The organism is Flavobacterium sp. HJ-32-4 (assembly GCF_022532105.1).
Taxonomy (GTDB): domain Bacteria; phylum Bacteroidota; class Bacteroidia; order Flavobacteriales; family Flavobacteriaceae; genus Flavobacterium.
This window is the reverse complement of the sequence record NZ_CP092832.1, coordinates 810,951-827,578: the sequence shown is the minus strand read 5'-3', so window position 1 is coordinate 827,578 and position 16,628 is coordinate 810,951. Positions and strand designations below refer to the sequence as shown.

Genomic DNA, 16,628 nt, shown 5'->3' with positions numbered 1-16,628 from the left:
GTGTTTACTTTTTATTATATTATATTGATTATCAATATGTTACGTAATTGTAATTAAAAATTGTAAAGCACGCTGAGGGAGAACGTACTACCGAACCGCGACGACCACACAAGGTCATCAACGCCTTCCTGGTACCCGTCGGCATTCTGTTTATCTCCGGTAAAAATCCCATTGGCCAGCGCACTGATGCCGGTGACATTTTTCCCTCCGGTTTTGTTCTGGTAGAAAATCAGGTCCTGGTCAAGCAGGTTCTGGATATTACATTTGATTTCCAGCTTATTGCCGAGAAAGCGCTTCGCCAACTGGGCGTCAAGCAGGGTGCGGCTCTTCTCCCACAGGTCGGGCTCGGCTTCAGTATTGCCTACAACCGCGATCCGGTTTCCGACGCGGTTGACGTTGACAGACACGATCCATCCGGAGCTTTCGTTGGCATATTGGAGCCCGGCGTTGAAAACGTAGGGTGACTGCCCTTGCATCGGACGCTCTTTTTGGTCGTCAGAGGCCGATGCCAGGTTCGATACGTCTACCTTCGAGTCGATGATCGACAGGTTCGAGAAGACGGTAAGGTCGTTGAGGAAGCCGCCTTCCTCTCGGCCGAACCACGAGCCTACGACGGTGCGGAATTCGAGCTCGAAACCGAAATTGCGCGCCGACTCGGCATTCTTATAACTTACTTCCTTATTATTGATACCGGCGATCAACTCGATGGGGCGGCGGAATTTTTTGTAGAAAGCCGACACTGAGAACAGTTGGTTGCGTCCTGGGAAGATCTCGTACCGGAAGTCGAAATTCTGGATGTTCGCGATGCTGAGTGCTGGGTTACCCGATGTAAAGAACTGGGTGGTAAAATCGTAAAACCCAAAAGGCGCCAATTCGCGGAACTCCGGACGGTTGATGGTTTGTGAATAGCTCAACCGGAGGTTCTGTTGCTCGGTCAGCGCGTAGACCACATTGGCCGATGGCAATACGTCGACCTGGTTTTCTTTTTGCCGCAGCCATTCGGTGTCGGTCAGCCGGGTGGTCAGTTGCTGGCGGTAGGATTCCATCCGGACGCCATATATAAACCGGAATTTCTTCCAGCGGTTATCGGCCATCATGTAAAACGCGGTGAGGTCGGCAGATGCGGTATAACTGTCGAAGTACTTACTGCCGTCGAAAAGGGTGAACCCGGCGGTACCCGGACCAGTGATGCCGATGTTCCCCGGATTGAATATGGTAGCATCCGGCAGGGTCAGCAGGCTGTCGTCGAATACGGCGGTGCCGGTGTTGAGTTTGTTGTACTGCAACTGGCGGGCATAGAAGTCGCGGTCTCTCCTGTGGAAGAACAGTCCGGTTTTGATTTCGCCTTCCTTCCCTATCGGCTGGGAAAAATCGGCTTTGACATTGAGGCCGTTCTCGCTGTTCTTTGAGAAGAACATCCCGCCGCCATAGTCGGCACCGGCATTTCCTTCGGCGATGCTGGCAACGGGCTGGAGGTCGGCCGGATTCGGATTGGACGGATCGGTTACTTCCTTATAAAAAGTGTAGATGTTACGGCGCAGGTTGGGGATGTCGCGCTGCACATTGCTATACGATACCAACCACGTCAGCCGTTGTTTGGCGGCGGTAAAGAAGTGCTCGCCGATGAGCTGTCCGGAGTAAATGCGGTTGCCTGTAAACCATCGCACGGAAGAGTAGAGTTGCAGCGGGTTGACATCGGTCGCCTGGAAGGGCGTTCCTGACCGGATGATGACGCGGTCATCGGAATTGATACTATAAATATTCTTGAAGCTCAGACTGTTGTTTGCGTTTAGTTTCAGGGTGAAGTTCAAAAGTCCACCTACCAGGTACTGTTCCACATAGTTGCTGTCGAGGAAATCGGCATAGAGCAACGATGGTTCTTCGGGTCCCGGATTTTCATAATCACGGCGAATCGTCTCGAAGAAGTTGTTGGTTTTATTATACGACGCCGACAATAGAAACCCGGCCTGTTTCCCGAAAAGGGAAAACCGTCGGGCATTCGTATACTGGAAGCTGATGTTGGGGGCGAAGGTCTTTTTGCGAAGGCTCCAGTCACTGTCGAGATACTGGGCGTACCCGGCGCGTTCGGAGGCCGTCAGGTCGCGGAAGTTGAAATAATCCGGAATCTGTGAGGGTAGCGCACGGGTTCCGTCGTCGATGCCTAGCCAATCGGTACTTCCTCCTTTATAATCGAGTTGTTCTTTGCCGGTGGTCTGGGTGTTGTATCCGCTGCCGATGGAAAGCGACTGGAAGTTACGGTCGGGTATTCCTTTTGTATTGATTTGGATGATACCGCCGGCGAACTCACCCGGTTGGTCGGGCGTAGCGGTCTTGGCAATGATCAGGTTGTCGACGATATTCGATGGGAAGATGTCGAACGAAAAAGCCTTCCGGTCGGGTTCGGTACTCGGAAGCGGCGTTCCGTTGATCATATTGGCGTTGTAGCGGTCGTTGAGTCCGCGTATGACGATAAACCGGTTTTGCTGGACACTGGCGCCGCTGATGCGACGAAGGGCGTCTGACACGTTGCGGTCGGGTGTGCGCTTGATGGTTTCGGCGGAGATGCCGTCAGACACATACGGACTGTTCTTCTGCAGTGTCAATAGCGATTTGAGTGATTCGGTGCGCGCTTTGGCCGTAGACACCACTACCACTTCCTGGAGTTCTTCCGAGCTTCCCGACATGACAATAGTAAGATCGGTTACCTCCCCTTTCTTCACCTCTACTCCTGTAACCGTCTTGGGGGCAAACGATACGAACGAGCAGGCGATGTCGTGGGATCCGACCGCTACCGTGTCAAAATAGAAATGCCCGTCGAGGTCCGACATGGCTGTGCGATTTCCGGTAGTTAATACAACGGTTACTCCCGGGAGGGGTTTTCCGTTCCCCTCGTCGAGAACGGTTCCGTTGATGGCGCCCGTCTGTGAGAACGCGAAGAATGACCAGAACAAACAAACAACAAAGGTGTTCACCTTCATAACGATACGATTTTACGTAGCGAAACTACCCGTTCTTTAAGTGTTAAGGGTTACTTAAATTTTAACACTTTTGGTCGAATGTAAATACAACGCTTTTAAATCGTTACGCAGTTTATGCCAGTGTAAAGCGGTGGTGTATTGCGAAAAACAAATCGGACTTTCTCTACATTTGCGAAATATCCCTCTTCATGAACCGACTCGTCGCAGCCGCTTTGTTGCTTTGCCTGAACCTTTACGCCCAAGTTCCCGTTGCCAAAAAACTGCCTGTTGTTGAGGAACACTTCGGCCTTCCGTTTACGGATAACTACCGTTGGCTGGAAACACTGGATAGCCCCGAGACCCTGGCTTGGGTCGAGGCTGAAAATGCCGCTACGGATGCCCACTTCGCTGAAATCAGGAAGACCGTTTCTTCGAAAGAGGCCATCCTCGACTACGCCAAACGGGCTACGTATTACTTGCCGTTCCAAAAAGGCCGTTATCTGTATGGTTATTTCCGCAGCTCCGCCAATCGCCCTTCTTCACTCTATCTGATACGAAATCTACAGTCGGATCCCGAACTTATAGTGGATCCTTCTAACGTGACGGGCGACACCGAAACGCCCATCCAGTCTTTTTATCCTTCAAAAGGCGACCAATACCTGGCGTATCTCATAAATCCGGGGGGCGGTGATCGCGGCGTCATACGGCTGAAGACCTTGAATGGCGGTAAAGATCCGGACGACGTCATCCATCAGGTAAAATTCTCAGGGGTAGCCTGGAACGGCGACAGCGGTTTTTTCTACAAGCGAAATGACAATACGAATGGCATGGAACGCGATTCGACCTTCCGGCTCATGTACCATCGGCTCGGCTCGGAGGAGGCGGTGGATGAAACGGTTTATGACACGAAGGAGAGTACGGGAAACATCTCCAGTTTCAGGGTCTACGGGGATGTCCTGGCGGTTTTGGTAGAGAATCCTGACGAATCGATTAAAGGATTGTATCTGGCCGACCTTACCCTGCCCCCTTTTGTTCCTACCCTATTCGACAAAGACCTGAAGGATTATCGCTTCAAGACCTATCGTAAAGGGAAAATATACTGCTCGTCCAACCAATATCCATGGGGTGACCTGCGTACGATTTCGGTAGTCGATAAAAGCGAACGCATCCTTATCCCGCAGATCTATATGAACCTGCTGGTGAGCGTCGCCTTTTTCAAAGACTATATCTTATGCAAGTATAAAGCGGATGGCCAGTTTTATATGGGTGTATATCACGACAACGGAACGTTCATCCGGCGGTTCAACCTTCCCTACGGACTGGACTATGAGATTGCCTTTTACGACTATGAAAAAGACGAAGTATATGTGACGTTTTCTTCTGATGTCATTCCTGCACAGAATTATCGCCTCAACCTTACAACCGGCGCGAGCGACCTTTTCGTTTCCCGCTATACGAAGGCCAAGCCAACGCTTTTCCCGTTTGATTATTTCGAAACGAAGAACATTACGTATAAAAGCCGCGACGGTGAAGACGTGCCCATCACGATCGTGCACAAACGCGGCATGAAACTGGATGGAACCAACCCCACACTGCTGGAAGGGTACGGCAGCTTCGGCAAGATCCATACCCCTCGTTACAACAACGGACTGGTGTATTTCCTTGAGAAAGGGGGCGTATATGCCTTTGCGGAAGTCAGGGGCAATGGCGACAAAGGCACCGAGTGGCATGAAAAAGGACGGGGTTCCAACAAAATCAACACCTTCAACGACTTTATTGATGCGGCCGAGTACCTCATTCGCGAGAAGTATACGTCGCCGTCCAAACTGGCGATTACGGGCGCCTCCCAGGGTGGGTTGTTGGTGGGTGCCGCCGTTACGCTTCGTCCCGAGCTTTTTCGGGTGGCGGTACCGCGGGTGGGTGTATACGACATGCCGCTTTTTTATCAATTTTCGGTAGGGCGCTTCCATGTCGATGAATACGGCGATATCTCAAATGAGAAAGGATACCGCGAGGTTATGGCGTATTCCCCTTATCACAACATCCGTGAAGACGTCAACTATCCCACCATGCTTATCATTACGGCCGAAAACGATGAACGGGTCCCTCCTTTTCAATCGTATAAATTCGCGGCTAAGATGCAAAACCGGCCCGGGCAGAAGAATCCGGTATACCTGAGGGTCGATCGCAACGCGGGCCACAACGGGGGAGGTACGACCGCGGCGAGCTTTACAGAAGCAACTGCCGCCTTTTACGACTTCCTGCTCTATCATCTGCAATGAAAAAAGCCGGCTAGTAGCCGGCTTTCTTGTGTAACATCTATTTTTCTTATCCGTTCAACGCTTCCGCGCCTCCTACGATTTCGAGGATTTCCCCAGTAATCGCCGCCTGGCGGGCTTTGTTGTAGGTCAGTTTCAACTGGTTGCGGAGCGCCGTCGCGTTGTCGGTTGCTTTGTGCATCGCCGTCATACGGGCACCGTGCTCGGCCGCAAATGAGTCGCGGATGGCTTTGTACAGTTGTGTCTTGAGCATCTTCGGGATGAGCGTCATGACGATCTCCTCCATCGACGGTTCGAAGATATAATCAACTCCGGATGCGTTTGACTGTCCTACTGATTGCAACGGCAGGAACTGCTCGGTTTTCACCACCTGCGTCGCCGCGTTTTTGAATTGGTTATATACCAATACGATACGGTCGTATTTTCCTTCGAGGAAAAGGGCCGTCAACCGGTCGGCGAGTGCTGCTACGTTGTCGAATGTAAGGGCATCGAAAACGGCATTGTCGTTGAACGCGATTGTGTTTGTCTTGCGCAGGGCGTCGTTTCCTTTCTTACCGATGGTGACGAACTCAATGTTCTTCCCCGCGTAGGTCTCCCGCACGGCGCGTACTTCTTTGACGACGTTGGAGTTGAAGGCACCGGCGAGACCCCGGTTAGAGGTGATGACCACGGCCAGTACGTTGCGTACCTCGCGTTGGGCGGTATAGTCGCCACCTACCTCACCTTCGAGCGTCGCCGAAAGGTTCTGTAGCAATTCGGTCAATTTCTCGGCATACGGTCGCATGGCCGTGATGGCATCCTGGGCCTTTTTCAACTTGGCCGCAGAAACCATCTTCATCGCCGACGTAATCTGCATCGTCGATGAGACCGACGTGATACGATTACGGATTTCCTTGAGGTTTGCCATTTTTAATTAGCTAATGTGCCAATTAGCGAATTAGCGAATGACATTCGCTAATTCGCTAATTCGCTAATTTACTTGTATTTCGCTGAAATCTCTTTCGCTGCTTTCTCCAACACATCGGTGATGGTGTCGTCGAGTTTACCCGCTTTCAGGGCGTTGAGCGTATCGCGGTGGGTGCTGTTCAGGTATTCGAGGTAGTCTTTCTCGAATTCTTTCACTTTGTTCACCGGCACGCTACGGAGCAGGTTTTTCGAACCGGCGTAGATAATCGCTACCTGGTCTTCTACCGTGTAAGGATCGTTGAGGCCTTGTTTCAGGATCTCTACGTTACGACGTCCTTTTTCGATTACGTTGAGCGTTACCGCGTCAAGGTCGGAACCGAATTTGGCGAAGGCTTCGAGTTCGCGGAACTGCGCCTGGTCGAGTTTCAGGGTACCGGCTACTTTCTTCATCGACTTGATCTGGGCGTTACCCCCTACACGTGATACCGAGATACCTACGTTGATCGCCGGACGCACACCTGAGTTGAAGAGATCCGACTCGAGGAAGATCTGTCCGTCTGTAATCGAGATTACGTTGGTTGGGATATACGCCGAAACGTCACCCGCCTGTGTTTCGATGATCGGAAGTGCGGTAAGTGATCCGCCTCCTTTTACGATGCCTTTCAGTGATTCCGGAAGGTCGTTCATGCCTTTTGCGATATCGTCGTCGGCGATGATTTTCGCCGCACGCTCGAGCAAACGGGAGTGGAGGTAGAATACGTCACCTGGGTAAGCCTCGCGTCCTGGTGGACGACGGAGGAGGAGCGACACCTCACGGTAGGCAACCGCTTGTTTCGACAGGTCATCATATACGATCAGCGCCGGACGGCCTGTGTCGCGGAAGTACTCACCGATTGCGGCACCTGCGAACGGAGCGTATACCTGCATCGGAGCTGGGTCAGACGCGTTCGCTGCCACGATTACCGTGTAGGCCATTGCGCCTTTTTCTTCAAGGGTTTTGGCGATACCGGCAACGGTAGAGGCCTTCTGGCCTACCGCTACGTATATACAGAATACAGGTTGGCCTGCATCGTAGAATTCTTTTTGGTTGAGGATGGTATCGAGACATACGCTCGACTTACCTGTCTGGCGGTCACCGATGACGAGCTCACGCTGTCCGCGTCCGACCGGGATCATCGCGTCGATCGCCTTCACCCCTGTCTGGAGCGGCTCGGTTACCGGTTGACGGAAGATAACGCCTGGTGCTTTTCTTTCGAGTGGCATTTCGTAAAGCTGTCCGCCGATCGGTCCTTTACCGTCGATAGGCTGGCCCAGTGTGTTGACGACGCGGCCTACCATCTCTTCCCCTACGCGAAGGGACGCGATGCGCTGCAGCCGTTTCACGGTGGCACCTTCCTTGATCTCGCCGGATGGTCCGAGGAGTACGACCCCTACGTTGTCTTCCTCAAGGTTGAGGACGATACCTTCCAGTCCGTTCTCGAACTGCACGAGTTCGCCGTATTGTGCGTTTGACAGTCCGTATACACGGGCAATACCGTCACCCACCTGCAATACGGTTCCTACTTCTTCCAGCGTAGCTCCGGATTCGAAAGCCGAAAGTTGCTTTTTCAGGATTGCTGAAATCTCAGCCGCTTTAATTTCCGCCATAACTATTGTTAACTAAAATCAGTTACTTAATTCTCTTTTCAGTTCGGTTAAACGATCGGCTACTGAGGCATTGTACTGCCGGTCGCCGATGCGAAGGATGAACCCGCCGATGATCGCCGGATCCACGATATTCTGGATGATGATGTTCTTGGAGGAAAACTCCTTGATCTTCGCCATCACTTTGCTTTCCAGTTCGGCTGTGATCGGAAACGCCGTTGTGACCACCGCCACTTCGGTACCGCTCAACTCGTCGAACAATATCTTATACTGTTGGGCTACCTGTGCCAGGATCTCAAACCGCTTGTTTTCGTGCAAGAGGCGGAACAGGGCTTTGGTATCATTCTGTACCGAAGCGAATACCTCGTTCAGGGCCGACAGCTTGATCTCGGAGGTGGTGACAGGATTGGACAGGAACTCTTTCAGTTCGTCGCTTTCGCTGATCGCACCCAGGATGGTCTCCATATCGGCATTGACGGCAGCCGCATTGCCTGCCGTTTCGAGTATCGCTTTCGCGTAGCGTATTGCAGCTCTCGACATGCCTTAGTTCAGTTTGACGTCACCCAGCATCTTCTCGACGAGTTTGGTCTGGGCTTCCTTGTTTGACAATTCCTCTTTCAGCAACTTCTCGGCGATGTCAAGTGAAATCGTCGAAATCTGTGCTTTCAACTCCGCGAGTGCCGCGTTCTTTTCACCTTCGATCGTGGCTTTGGCCTGCTCGATCATTTTCTGTCCTTGTGCAGCTGCTTCCGACTTCGCATCGGCAATCATTTTTTCTTTGATCTCACGGGCTTCCTTCATCAGGGCGTCACGCTCGGCGCGGGCTTCTGCCAACAGGTTCTCGTTCTGCGTCTTCAGGTTGGCCATTTCTTTCTTGGCATCCTCCGCAGCGCGAAGTGCCGAACGGATACCTTCTTCACGCTCGTTTACTGTGTCAAGGATGGGTTTCCAGGCGAATTTCCTAAGCAGGAAAATCAGCGCAACAAAAATGACCGTCTGAAGGATAAACAGTCCGATAGAAAAGGTGCCAAATAATTTTTCCATTACGGTATATCTAGTTGTTGTATTCTTTTTGTTTGAAAAAGTTGCCGCAACCAACCGTTACGGCACTCTTTCTTGTGAAGTGGATTACGCTGCGAAAAGAGCCGCGAAACCGATACCTTCGATAAGGGCCGCTGCGATCAGCATCGCTGTCTGGATTTTACCAGAAGCTTCCGGCTGACGTGCGATCGCCTCCATTGCAGAACCACCGATTTTACCAATACCCATACCGGCACCGATAACGATAAGGCCTGCACCTACAATGTTTGGAATAGTCATACTATATATATTAAATTAAACAACTCGTATTAATGGTGGTCGTCGTGTGCGTGCTCTTCACTGGCCGATCCAAAATAGAGAGCCGACAGCATGGTAAAGATATAGGCCTGCAACAAAGCAACCAAAATTTCAAGCAATGAGAGTACGAACGCAAGGAGGAACGACAACGGACTTCCTACCGGGTGGTTCGCGGTGTACATCAAGGCGATGATACTCATCAACACCACGTGACCTGCCAGCATGTTCGCATAAAGACGAATCATGAGCGAGAACGGCTTGATGACGGTGCCCAACAATTCAATCGGCGCCAGGATGATACGCATCGGATACGGCACGCCCGGCATCCAGAAGATGTGCTTCCAATAGTCTTTCTTACCGGTTGTAGTTGTGATGATGTAAGTAAGGATCGCAAGGGCTGCTGTAATCGTGATGTTACCCGTTACGTTTACCCCCAGCGGCGTCAGGCCGAACATATTCAGGAACCACACGAAGAAGAAAATCGTCAACAGGTGGCTCATGTATTTTTTGTAGTGCTTCTCGCCGATGTTCGGAATCGCAATCTCGTCACGGATGTAGAGGATCAACGGCTCCATGAAGCGCCCGGCACCAGTAGCGATGCCGCCGTTCTTTTTATAGGAACGCGCAAGGGAAGAAAACAACCACAACATGATGAAGCCGACCACCAAAATCATAAAGACGTTTTTCGTGATAGAAAAATCGATTGGCTTGATGTGGTTTCCGTCAGCGTCTTCCAGGATGTTTCCGGATGCATCGGTCTTATACACAAGACCGTGTTCTATTTTATAGTAGTTTCCGTTGCTTTCGGCTACGGCTGTCTCATGCTCGAATTTTGAAGACATAAAAACGTGCAGGCCACCATCCCAAAGAATGACGGGGAGTGGAAACCCTACATGCGTTTCGTGTCCGTGTTCGCCATACGAGAACAGGGTGAAATCATGCGAGTCGAGTAAGTGGTGCTTGATGTGTTCGGCACGCTCCTCTTTTCCCTTTTCTTCTTCTGAAACAACGGTGGTTGCCTCATTGCCTTCTACCTCTGTTGTCACTTTCGTATCACCAACGGTAACCGAGTCAACGGCATGCTGGGAAAGTCCTTTTAAAGGGAGAAGCGCGATCAGAAGTAATCCTAAAAATCGAAGCGGTTTTCCGGAAATCACCATATCTCTTGCACTTAAATTCTAAGGTTCTTGAAATTTGGTGCAAAGGTATGCGATTTCTGTCGTAAAAAAAACGGAAAAAAGTTTTTTTCAGAGCTTTCTGCAGAATCCCTGCTGTTTTATTGTTTTTTGTTTAAAATCCTAATTGTCAGGACGGTCTCTATTGCTAAAAAGAGAAGGAAGAGCGCCAGGAAGTGAAACTGCGCCAGGCGACCGTGTTCCGAATCGGGGAGCAGCAACTTCGCCAGTAGGCCCGCGCCGATAAACTTCGCCATCGTAACCACCAGAAACGACAAACCGACTATGTCTTTGTTCTTCTGATACACAAGGTGTACGACTGTCAAAACCGGTAAGGATCCCAGGAAAAACAAGCCGTAGGTTTCCGGGAGCGGCAACTGTTGCTTTACCTCTTCCCAACCGAAAAAAGAAATGAGTGCGTAATGTACGGAGCAGCAAACCGCAGCTACTATAGTGAGGTATACAAAGGTGTGTGCTGCCTGTCTCATTTTCGGTTCATCCGGTTTACCTGTAGGATGACGCTCGTCATCGACACGGCTACGCCAATCAGTGTCAACAATACCCGGTAATCGATGGTAGGATGTGGGTGTTCGCGGTCAAGCCATCCACCGCACCAGGAAAACAGAAAAATCACCGCGCCCATTTGCGCGGGAATACTCAAGAGCTCTAACCACTTATTGCGGTTTCTTTTCTTCTCCGGCTCCATCGGCAAGTGGGGTTTTAAGCTGGCGCATCTCACAGCTGGCGCTGAAGTCGGCCCCGGGTTCTACCGACAGTTTCGCACATACGACCTCGCCCTGTATCGATGCCTTGGCTTTGATATTAAGGGTTTCGGCCACCAGTATCTTTCCTTTGAAACGCCCTTCGATATCGGCATTCTTGCAGGTGATGTCGCCTGTGACGCTGCCCGCCGGACCGATTACGATTTTTCCTTTACTTGAAAAGTTGCCGACCAATTCGCCGTCAAGCCGGAAGTCGGCCTGCGAAACGATGTCGCCGCGTATTTGCGTGCCTTCGACGATCCGGTTGGTCTTTCCGAGGAGGTCCGTATACGATTTCTGGCTTTTCTCAAACATGGCTATGGGCGTTGGGGTGGCTGTGCTTTTCCTTTGTCGGCCGATTTGTCGAGTGAACCGTTGTTGCTGCCTTTACCAGGCGCCATTTTAGATCCGGCGGACGGTTCGTCTTTTTCGGTTGGCGGCACCGGCATCCCCGGTGGTCGCGTTCCCGAAGCTTTCGAAGCGTCGCGTTTTTCCTGCCGCTTGCCCGGTAACTTATCTTTTGGCTGCACGATTTGTTTTTCAGGCACGTATGTCGGTTCTGGCAACGGATCGCTTGGCGGCGTTTTCAGGTAGTCCTCGAGGTTTTTATTGGCCTGCAATACGATGTAGTTCTCGTTTGAGATGACGACACTTTCCTGTTTGACCTGATAGTCTTTGTAGTCGCGCAGGATGGTGGCGATGTCTTTCGCTTTCTGTTCACTCGGGATGCCGTGTATCACCAGGAAGTCGTCTTCCATCGTAAACAGGTCGCGTGACAGTTTCAGGCGCTCGGTGGTGCGTTCGGCGGTGAACGTTGTGAGCAATCCGACGAGCTTTTTGATTTCAGGTGTGTCGGTTGCGCTTATCTTATAAAGTATCTTCCAGCTTTCGGGTTTGGCGGCATAGTACTTGCGCGCTTCGAGCATGGCCACATCCCGCCCCAGCAATTTCTCGGCTTCCTTACCTTCTTCTGCATTCGGATAATTCAAAGCGAGGAAATTCAGGTTCGATTTATACTCTTTCAACCCTTTGATCTTTCCGGCCACGCGGGCCTTCAACAGCTCCATCTTCGGCACGATCTCTTCACCGGTGAACTGTGTGACGGCTGCTTCCACCTGCGGTAAAAGGGCGCGATATTCTTCTTTTTCGTACATCGCAAAAAGGCGGTCGTATACCGCTTCCGGCGATTGATTACTCGTGGCGGCCTCGGTTGGGTTGGTGAGGATTTGTGCGTATCGCGAATCGGGGTATTCCGTCGCAATCCGGTTTTTCATCGCCGCTGCCTTGTTCTTGTCAATGATCTCGTAAATCTTGAAGAGATGGTAGTAGGTCGGTAGCACCAGTCGCTCTTCCGGCTTGTTGCCGAGCAATTGTTCGAGTTTGTCGGCGGCCAGTTTATACTCCTTGAACTTCTCTTTATAAATAACGCCCAATTGGTAGTACGCGAAATTGCGCTCGACGGCCAAGCTGTCAAGTACCTTTTTGTCGGAAGGCAGTTGTTTGAGGTAAAAATCAGTTGTGTATTTCTCCGGAACGGCTTCCGTCGTTTTTCCTTTCGGATCGCGTGCAGCGGTAATCGCCGTCGAATCGGTTAGCAACTCATCGGCTTTCTCATCTGCCTGCTTGAGGGCCGACAAGCGCCAATTGGGCTTCAGCGCACGGGAACCCCATTTTTTACGGAATTCAAGTTTGCCAAAGGCCACGGTTTGCGGGTTGTAGAAATAAAAGGTGCTGTTGCCCGCGCTGGTTCCGCCGGTAGACTTAACCGGACTCACTTTGCTGTTCGGATCGTCTTTGACCGTCGCTACGATGGCCTTTCCGTCGGCCCGCTCGATGTCGTCGTTATCGGCGGCGCGGTTCTCGCGTTCGAGGCGTTCCTGTTTTTCTTTTTCGAGCTTGGCTTTGGCCTCGTCGGCTTTCTTGAGTTTGGCGATATAGGCTTCGTAGAACTCCTTTCGGTCATTGGCTGAAAGTGACGTGACATTGAGGATGCTGTCGTTGCGCTGGGCGATTGCTTCATACTTGATGACATCGGCCAGGTTGTCGCGTTTCTTCTTGATCGCCTTGAATTCGCGCGTCTTCGGATTCAGGTAGGTCATCGTACTGTCGTAATACAGTCCGGCGTCCTGGTATTTGGCCGTGTTGAATTTTATCTGCGCGATGTTGCGGTAATTCGAAGCGGTGAGGTAATCGTCTTTCGTGCGCTTTTCAATCGACTTGTTGTAAAACTTGACAGCGGCCGGATAGTTCTTCCGCGCGTCATGGTAGAGCGCCATCTGGTGGTTGAGGACGTCGAGGAACGGACGGTTCTCACGGTCTTCCAACAACGCGGTATACTTCTCCAAAAACGCCAACGTATCGCCTTTGACATAATCGAATTGACGGGCCTGACGGGCATGCGCCTCGATGACGTATTTCCGCGGCGACTTCCGTTTCATGTCGATCACCGCCTGGTAGTGCTTGTAGGCGCTGTCTTTCTCTTTCTGTTCTTCGTATAATTGCCCGAGGATGAAGTGGTAACGGGCTTTCTCTTCGTTGACTTCGGTATACTTCAGCGCGGTGCTGAGTTTCACCAGGGCACTGTCACGCTGTTCGAGGTTCAGGAAAGCCTGGGCCAGTGTGGCATTGGCATCGGCGAAAACCTGGTCTTTCAGTTTGATTTCTCCCAATAGTTTGGTCAGGTTATTGACCGCCACCTGGTCGTTGTCGAGGCGCATGTTGGTGCGTTCGCGCCAGATCTTCGCTTCGTAAATCTTATCGCTTTCGGGATATTTATACAGGATGTAGTTGAAGGCTTCGAGTGCCGGCACAAAACGGTTGTCGTAGTAGCGCGACTTGCCCAGGAGAAGGTGCGCTTCGTCCATCTGTGGGTTCCGCTCGCGTCCGTCGATGTTCATCGAGCGCTTCTGGATGGCTTTGGTCGCCTTCTCTTCCGCGCGTTGGAAATTCGCGTTCAATTCCGCCTGCTGTCCCGCCTTTACCTCATCGGTTTTAGGCGTCATCCGTTCGATGGGCAGCACTTCCCAGAAATTGTCGTTGTATTTGTCGCGTATATCCGCCAGGCCTTTTTCATAGGCCATGTTGCCGTTATACATGACATTGTATTTCGTGTTGAGCGCCTGCCATTGCCGGTTCACAAAACGGTCTTTACGGGTCGAACAGGCCGTGACGAAAAGCAGTAGCGCAGCCAACCCAGCGGCTGTCCGCAATATATTGGTAGTCAAATCGGAAGCGTTTTTATCCATTAACTGGCAAATGCCGTCTTTAGTATACTAACCGGTAAAAATACGCTTCTTTTCGGAAAATGGGGTAGTAAGCGCCCGTTTTTCGGCTTGCCCTATGCTTAGACGGCGAAAAAGGCCTCGAGCTCGCGAAGGGTTTCCTCTGACGTTACGATGTCTTTGACGATTTCACCCTTGTGCATGGCCACAATGCGATCGCTCACCTCAACCGTATGGTTCAGGTCGTGGCTGGATACCAGCACGGTTACGGTTGGGTCGTCGGCCAGTTCCTTGATGATTTTCTTCAGGCGGAACTGTGTCGTTGGGTCAAGGTTGGCAAAGGGTTCATCCAATACGATCACTTTCGGGCTTCCGATAAGGGTCGCGATGATACCGATTTTCTTTTGGTTCCCTTTCGAGAAATCGCGGATGTATTTCTTGGTATTCAGGATTTCACCGTTGAAGAATTCCTGGTGTTTCGCCAAAAGTGCATCGACATCGGCTTTATTCTGGCCGCGCAGTTCGCCTACGAAATAGAAGTACTCTTCGGCAGTCAGGTATCCGATCAGGAAACTTTCATCGAGAAAGGAGGCGGTGAACGGTTTCCAGTCTTCGCTTTTGTCGACTGTCACGTTGCGGTTGTCGATATGACCCGACGTCGGACTGATCAAGTCGAGCAACAGGCTGAAAAACGTCGTTTTACCGGCACCGTTATTGCCTACGAGTCCGAAGCTTTCGCCTTCCCGTATGTCGAGTTCCGGAATGTTCAGCACCCGTACTCCGTCATATACTTTACTAAGATTGCGTACCTGTATCATGTTTTAGTTCTTTTGCTTGTAAGCGTCCAACGTCGAATATTTTTCTCTCTTGTATATTTTCTCGATCTGCATGAAGACCCAATTGCGCGTCAGGAACCCAACCACGCCCACGGCGCCTACGAGTACCAACGCAGCCGTTTCGCCTGCAATCATGTCGCCGATTCCATACAGCAACACCGGCACCAGCAATTTCGGGATGGAAATCAGCATGGTCTTGACATTGAAACTCTTGTTATTCCCGAACGCTCCTTTGGTCGAGGCCAGGTCGATGGGGGTTTTGGTAAATGCACCGCCGAGCAACACCAGGTGTGAGTTGACACCGATATTGTAAATCGCCCCAATCAGGATCATCCGATAGATCTGCCAGCCGAAGTAGATGTAGAACGACGCCAGAATCGCCGAAACACCCGTCGCCACCACAATCAGGAACCATTTCGACCGCAGGTATTCGCGATACGGGATGTTCTGTGTCATCATCAGCGGATAATAGGCACTGTCCCAACTCGGCACAAACTGACCGAACGTAAACAGGAAGCCTCCACTGACGAAAATACCGGCGAACATGTGCATGAAGGTATTGTTATAGGCCTCGATAGAACCGGTGTAGAACAGCAGTCCGTAAAACAGGAACATGATGCTGGCGAAGATGGTGCCTTTCGAGCGCTTGTTCCGTTTGATCAGTTTGATGTCATTTTTAAGGAAAGTACCCAGTTTGCCGAATCGGTTCAGCCAGGTGAAATTCTCTGTTGACGCTACTTCGTGTTTCGAAGCAAGGCCGGCGTCGAGGTATAATTCCGAGCGTAAGAACCGGAAGGTAAAACGATAGGTGACCACAAAAATCACCACAGGAATAATCCAGAGCCATTGTGTCAAAAAGAATCCGTGGTAGAAGTGGACGGTGTAATCTGTAACGTTGAAAATGCCATAGTACTGACTGGCCGCCAAACCTGCCACGAGCGCGAGAAAGGCATAAAAAAGATTGTCTTTGTTATTCAGCAGGATGGCCAACAGGTCGTTGAACAACACCAGGGCAAAAACCGCTATCGTCCAGCACACAACGCCTACCGGTTCAACACCCTGCACGAGCATGGTGATGATGAACGGCACAAACGCGAACAGGTGCAGTACGGTAAAGAATGACAGGAAGGTTTTTCCGATCGTAAAATGCACAATCGTTTTACGCCGGATGTTCATCGCCAGCATGGGCCGGATGTTCATCACCGGCATTTTCTGCAACAGGAGACGAGTCAGAAGGTCACCGATGAAGTAATAAATCAGGTAACGGTTGACGGTTTCGAGTGGGTCGAGCCCGGCTTCATCCCGCAGGAGGAAAAACCCGCCGATGCCGGCTCCGAGGAAAATCACCGTAAAATACAGCGCCATGATGCCCATGAGGATTTTCATGGCGAGGTTCGTCCCGAAAGAAGCCGATCGGATGAAGGCCTTCCATTCGAGGTAGAGGAATTTTTTGATCATGCGTTCCTGTTTTGTGTGCGGTTGGTGTTGAAAAGTACAAAAAAGTTACAAGC

Annotated in this window: 14 protein-coding genes; 1 reads left to right on the top strand and 13 read right to left on the bottom strand. The window is 51.2% G+C overall.

Annotated elements, in window-relative coordinates; translation table 11 throughout:
• Positions 1 to 53: 53 nt before the first annotated feature.
• Positions 54 to 2,978: a TonB-dependent receptor gene (locus MKO97_RS03300; RefSeq protein ID WP_241104645.1), complete on the bottom strand. Its 2,925-nt coding sequence runs from the start codon at positions 2,976 to 2,978 to the stop codon at positions 54 to 56.
• Between the two features lie 188 nt (positions 2,979 to 3,166).
• On the opposite strand from MKO97_RS03300, the gene MKO97_RS03295 reads away from it, so the two are divergent.
• On the top strand, positions 3,167 to 5,239 hold the full coding sequence (locus MKO97_RS03295; protein ID WP_241104644.1) for a prolyl oligopeptidase family serine peptidase: 2,073 nt from the start codon (positions 3,167 to 3,169) through the stop codon (positions 5,237 to 5,239).
• A 46-nt stretch (positions 5,240 to 5,285) separates the two neighbouring features.
• On the opposite strand, the gene atpG is transcribed toward MKO97_RS03295, so the two are convergent.
• From atpG to MKO97_RS03235, 12 genes are all read right to left on the bottom strand, one after another.
• A complete protein-coding gene (gene atpG, locus MKO97_RS03290; RefSeq protein WP_241104643.1) occupies positions 5,286 to 6,143 on the bottom strand; it encodes an ATP synthase F1 subunit gamma in 858 nt (285 codons plus the stop codon).
• 68 nt (positions 6,144 to 6,211) lie between these two features.
• Positions 6,212 to 7,789 carry a F0F1 ATP synthase subunit alpha gene (gene atpA, locus MKO97_RS03285; protein ID WP_241104642.1) on the bottom strand — a complete coding sequence of 526 codons (1,578 nt, stop codon included), beginning with the start codon at positions 7,787 to 7,789 and terminating at the stop codon, positions 6,212 to 6,214.
• 18 nt (positions 7,790 to 7,807) lie between these two features.
• A complete protein-coding gene (atpH, locus tag MKO97_RS03280; protein ID WP_241104641.1) occupies positions 7,808 to 8,326 on the bottom strand; it encodes an ATP synthase F1 subunit delta in 519 nt (172 codons plus the stop codon).
• Between the two features lie 3 nt (positions 8,327 to 8,329).
• Positions 8,330 to 8,830 (bottom strand): F0F1 ATP synthase subunit B, encoded by a 501-nt coding sequence (locus MKO97_RS03275; protein ID WP_241104640.1) that lies wholly within the window; start codon positions 8,828 to 8,830, stop codon positions 8,330 to 8,332.
• An 84-nt stretch (positions 8,831 to 8,914) separates the two neighbouring features.
• On the bottom strand, positions 8,915 to 9,106 hold the full coding sequence (gene atpE, locus MKO97_RS03270; protein WP_241104639.1) for an ATP synthase F0 subunit C: 192 nt from the start codon (positions 9,104 to 9,106) through the stop codon (positions 8,915 to 8,917).
• 29 nt (positions 9,107 to 9,135) lie between these two features.
• The gene (gene atpB, locus MKO97_RS03265; protein ID WP_241104638.1) at positions 9,136 to 10,284 is read right to left on the bottom strand and encodes a F0F1 ATP synthase subunit A; all 1,149 of its coding nucleotides are present in this window, start codon (positions 10,282 to 10,284) and stop codon (positions 9,136 to 9,138) included.
• 116 nt (positions 10,285 to 10,400) lie between these two features.
• Positions 10,401 to 10,787, bottom strand: a complete 387-nt coding sequence (locus MKO97_RS03260; RefSeq protein ID WP_241104637.1) for a hypothetical protein — start codon at positions 10,785 to 10,787, stop codon at positions 10,401 to 10,403.
• Positions 10,784 to 11,005: an AtpZ/AtpI family protein gene (locus MKO97_RS03255; RefSeq protein ID WP_264557907.1), complete on the bottom strand. Its 222-nt coding sequence runs from the start codon at positions 11,003 to 11,005 to the stop codon at positions 10,784 to 10,786. Before MKO97_RS03255 ends, MKO97_RS03260 begins: the two co-directional genes overlap by 4 nt.
• Positions 10,974 to 11,375: a polymer-forming cytoskeletal protein gene (locus tag MKO97_RS03250; protein ID WP_241104635.1), complete on the bottom strand. Its 402-nt coding sequence runs from the start codon at positions 11,373 to 11,375 to the stop codon at positions 10,974 to 10,976. Before MKO97_RS03250 ends, MKO97_RS03255 begins: the two co-directional genes overlap by 32 nt.
• A 2-nt stretch (positions 11,376 to 11,377) precedes the next feature.
• Positions 11,378 to 14,305 (bottom strand): tetratricopeptide repeat protein, encoded by a 2,928-nt coding sequence (locus tag MKO97_RS03245; protein WP_241104634.1) that lies wholly within the window; start codon positions 14,303 to 14,305, stop codon positions 11,378 to 11,380.
• 98 nt (positions 14,306 to 14,403) lie between these two features.
• On the bottom strand, positions 14,404 to 15,099 hold the full coding sequence (locus MKO97_RS03240; RefSeq protein WP_241104633.1) for an ABC transporter ATP-binding protein: 696 nt from the start codon (positions 15,097 to 15,099) through the stop codon (positions 14,404 to 14,406).
• A gap of 3 nt (positions 15,100 to 15,102) precedes the next feature.
• A complete protein-coding gene (locus MKO97_RS03235; protein WP_241104632.1) occupies positions 15,103 to 16,575 on the bottom strand; it encodes a DUF5687 family protein in 1,473 nt (490 codons plus the stop codon).
• Positions 16,576 to 16,628: the final 53 nt, after the last annotated feature.

Coding starts and splice junctions, on each gene's coding strand:
- MKO97_RS03300 (WP_241104645.1), bottom strand. CDS start 2,978: ATGAAGGTGAACACCTTTGTTGTTTGTTTGTTCTGGTCATTCTTCGCG.
- MKO97_RS03295 (WP_241104644.1), top strand. CDS start 3,167: ATGAACCGACTCGTCGCAGCCGCTTTGTTGCTTTGCCTGAACCTTTAC.
- atpG (WP_241104643.1), bottom strand. CDS start 6,143: ATGGCAAACCTCAAGGAAATCCGTAATCGTATCACGTCGGTCTCATCG.
- atpA (WP_241104642.1), bottom strand. CDS start 7,789: ATGGCGGAAATTAAAGCGGCTGAGATTTCAGCAATCCTGAAAAAGCAA.
- atpH (WP_241104641.1), bottom strand. CDS start 8,326: ATGTCGAGAGCTGCAATACGCTACGCGAAAGCGATACTCGAAACGGCA.
- MKO97_RS03275 (WP_241104640.1), bottom strand. CDS start 8,830: ATGGAAAAATTATTTGGCACCTTTTCTATCGGACTGTTTATCCTTCAG.
- atpE (WP_241104639.1), bottom strand. CDS start 9,106: ATGACTATTCCAAACATTGTAGGTGCAGGCCTTATCGTTATCGGTGCC.
- atpB (WP_241104638.1), bottom strand. CDS start 10,284: ATGGTGATTTCCGGAAAACCGCTTCGATTTTTAGGATTACTTCTGATC.
- MKO97_RS03260 (WP_241104637.1), bottom strand. CDS start 10,787: ATGAGACAGGCAGCACACACCTTTGTATACCTCACTATAGTAGCTGCG.
- MKO97_RS03255 (WP_264557907.1), bottom strand. CDS start 11,005: ATGGAGCCGGAGAAGAAAAGAAACCGCAATAAGTGGTTAGAGCTCTTG.
- MKO97_RS03250 (WP_241104635.1), bottom strand. CDS start 11,375: ATGTTTGAGAAAAGCCAGAAATCGTATACGGACCTCCTCGGAAAGACC.
- MKO97_RS03245 (WP_241104634.1), bottom strand. CDS start 14,305: ATGGATAAAAACGCTTCCGATTTGACTACCAATATATTGCGGACAGCC.
- MKO97_RS03240 (WP_241104633.1), bottom strand. CDS start 15,099: ATGATACAGGTACGCAATCTTAGTAAAGTATATGACGGAGTACGGGTG.
- MKO97_RS03235 (WP_241104632.1), bottom strand. CDS start 16,575: ATGATCAAAAAATTCCTCTACCTCGAATGGAAGGCCTTCATCCGATCG.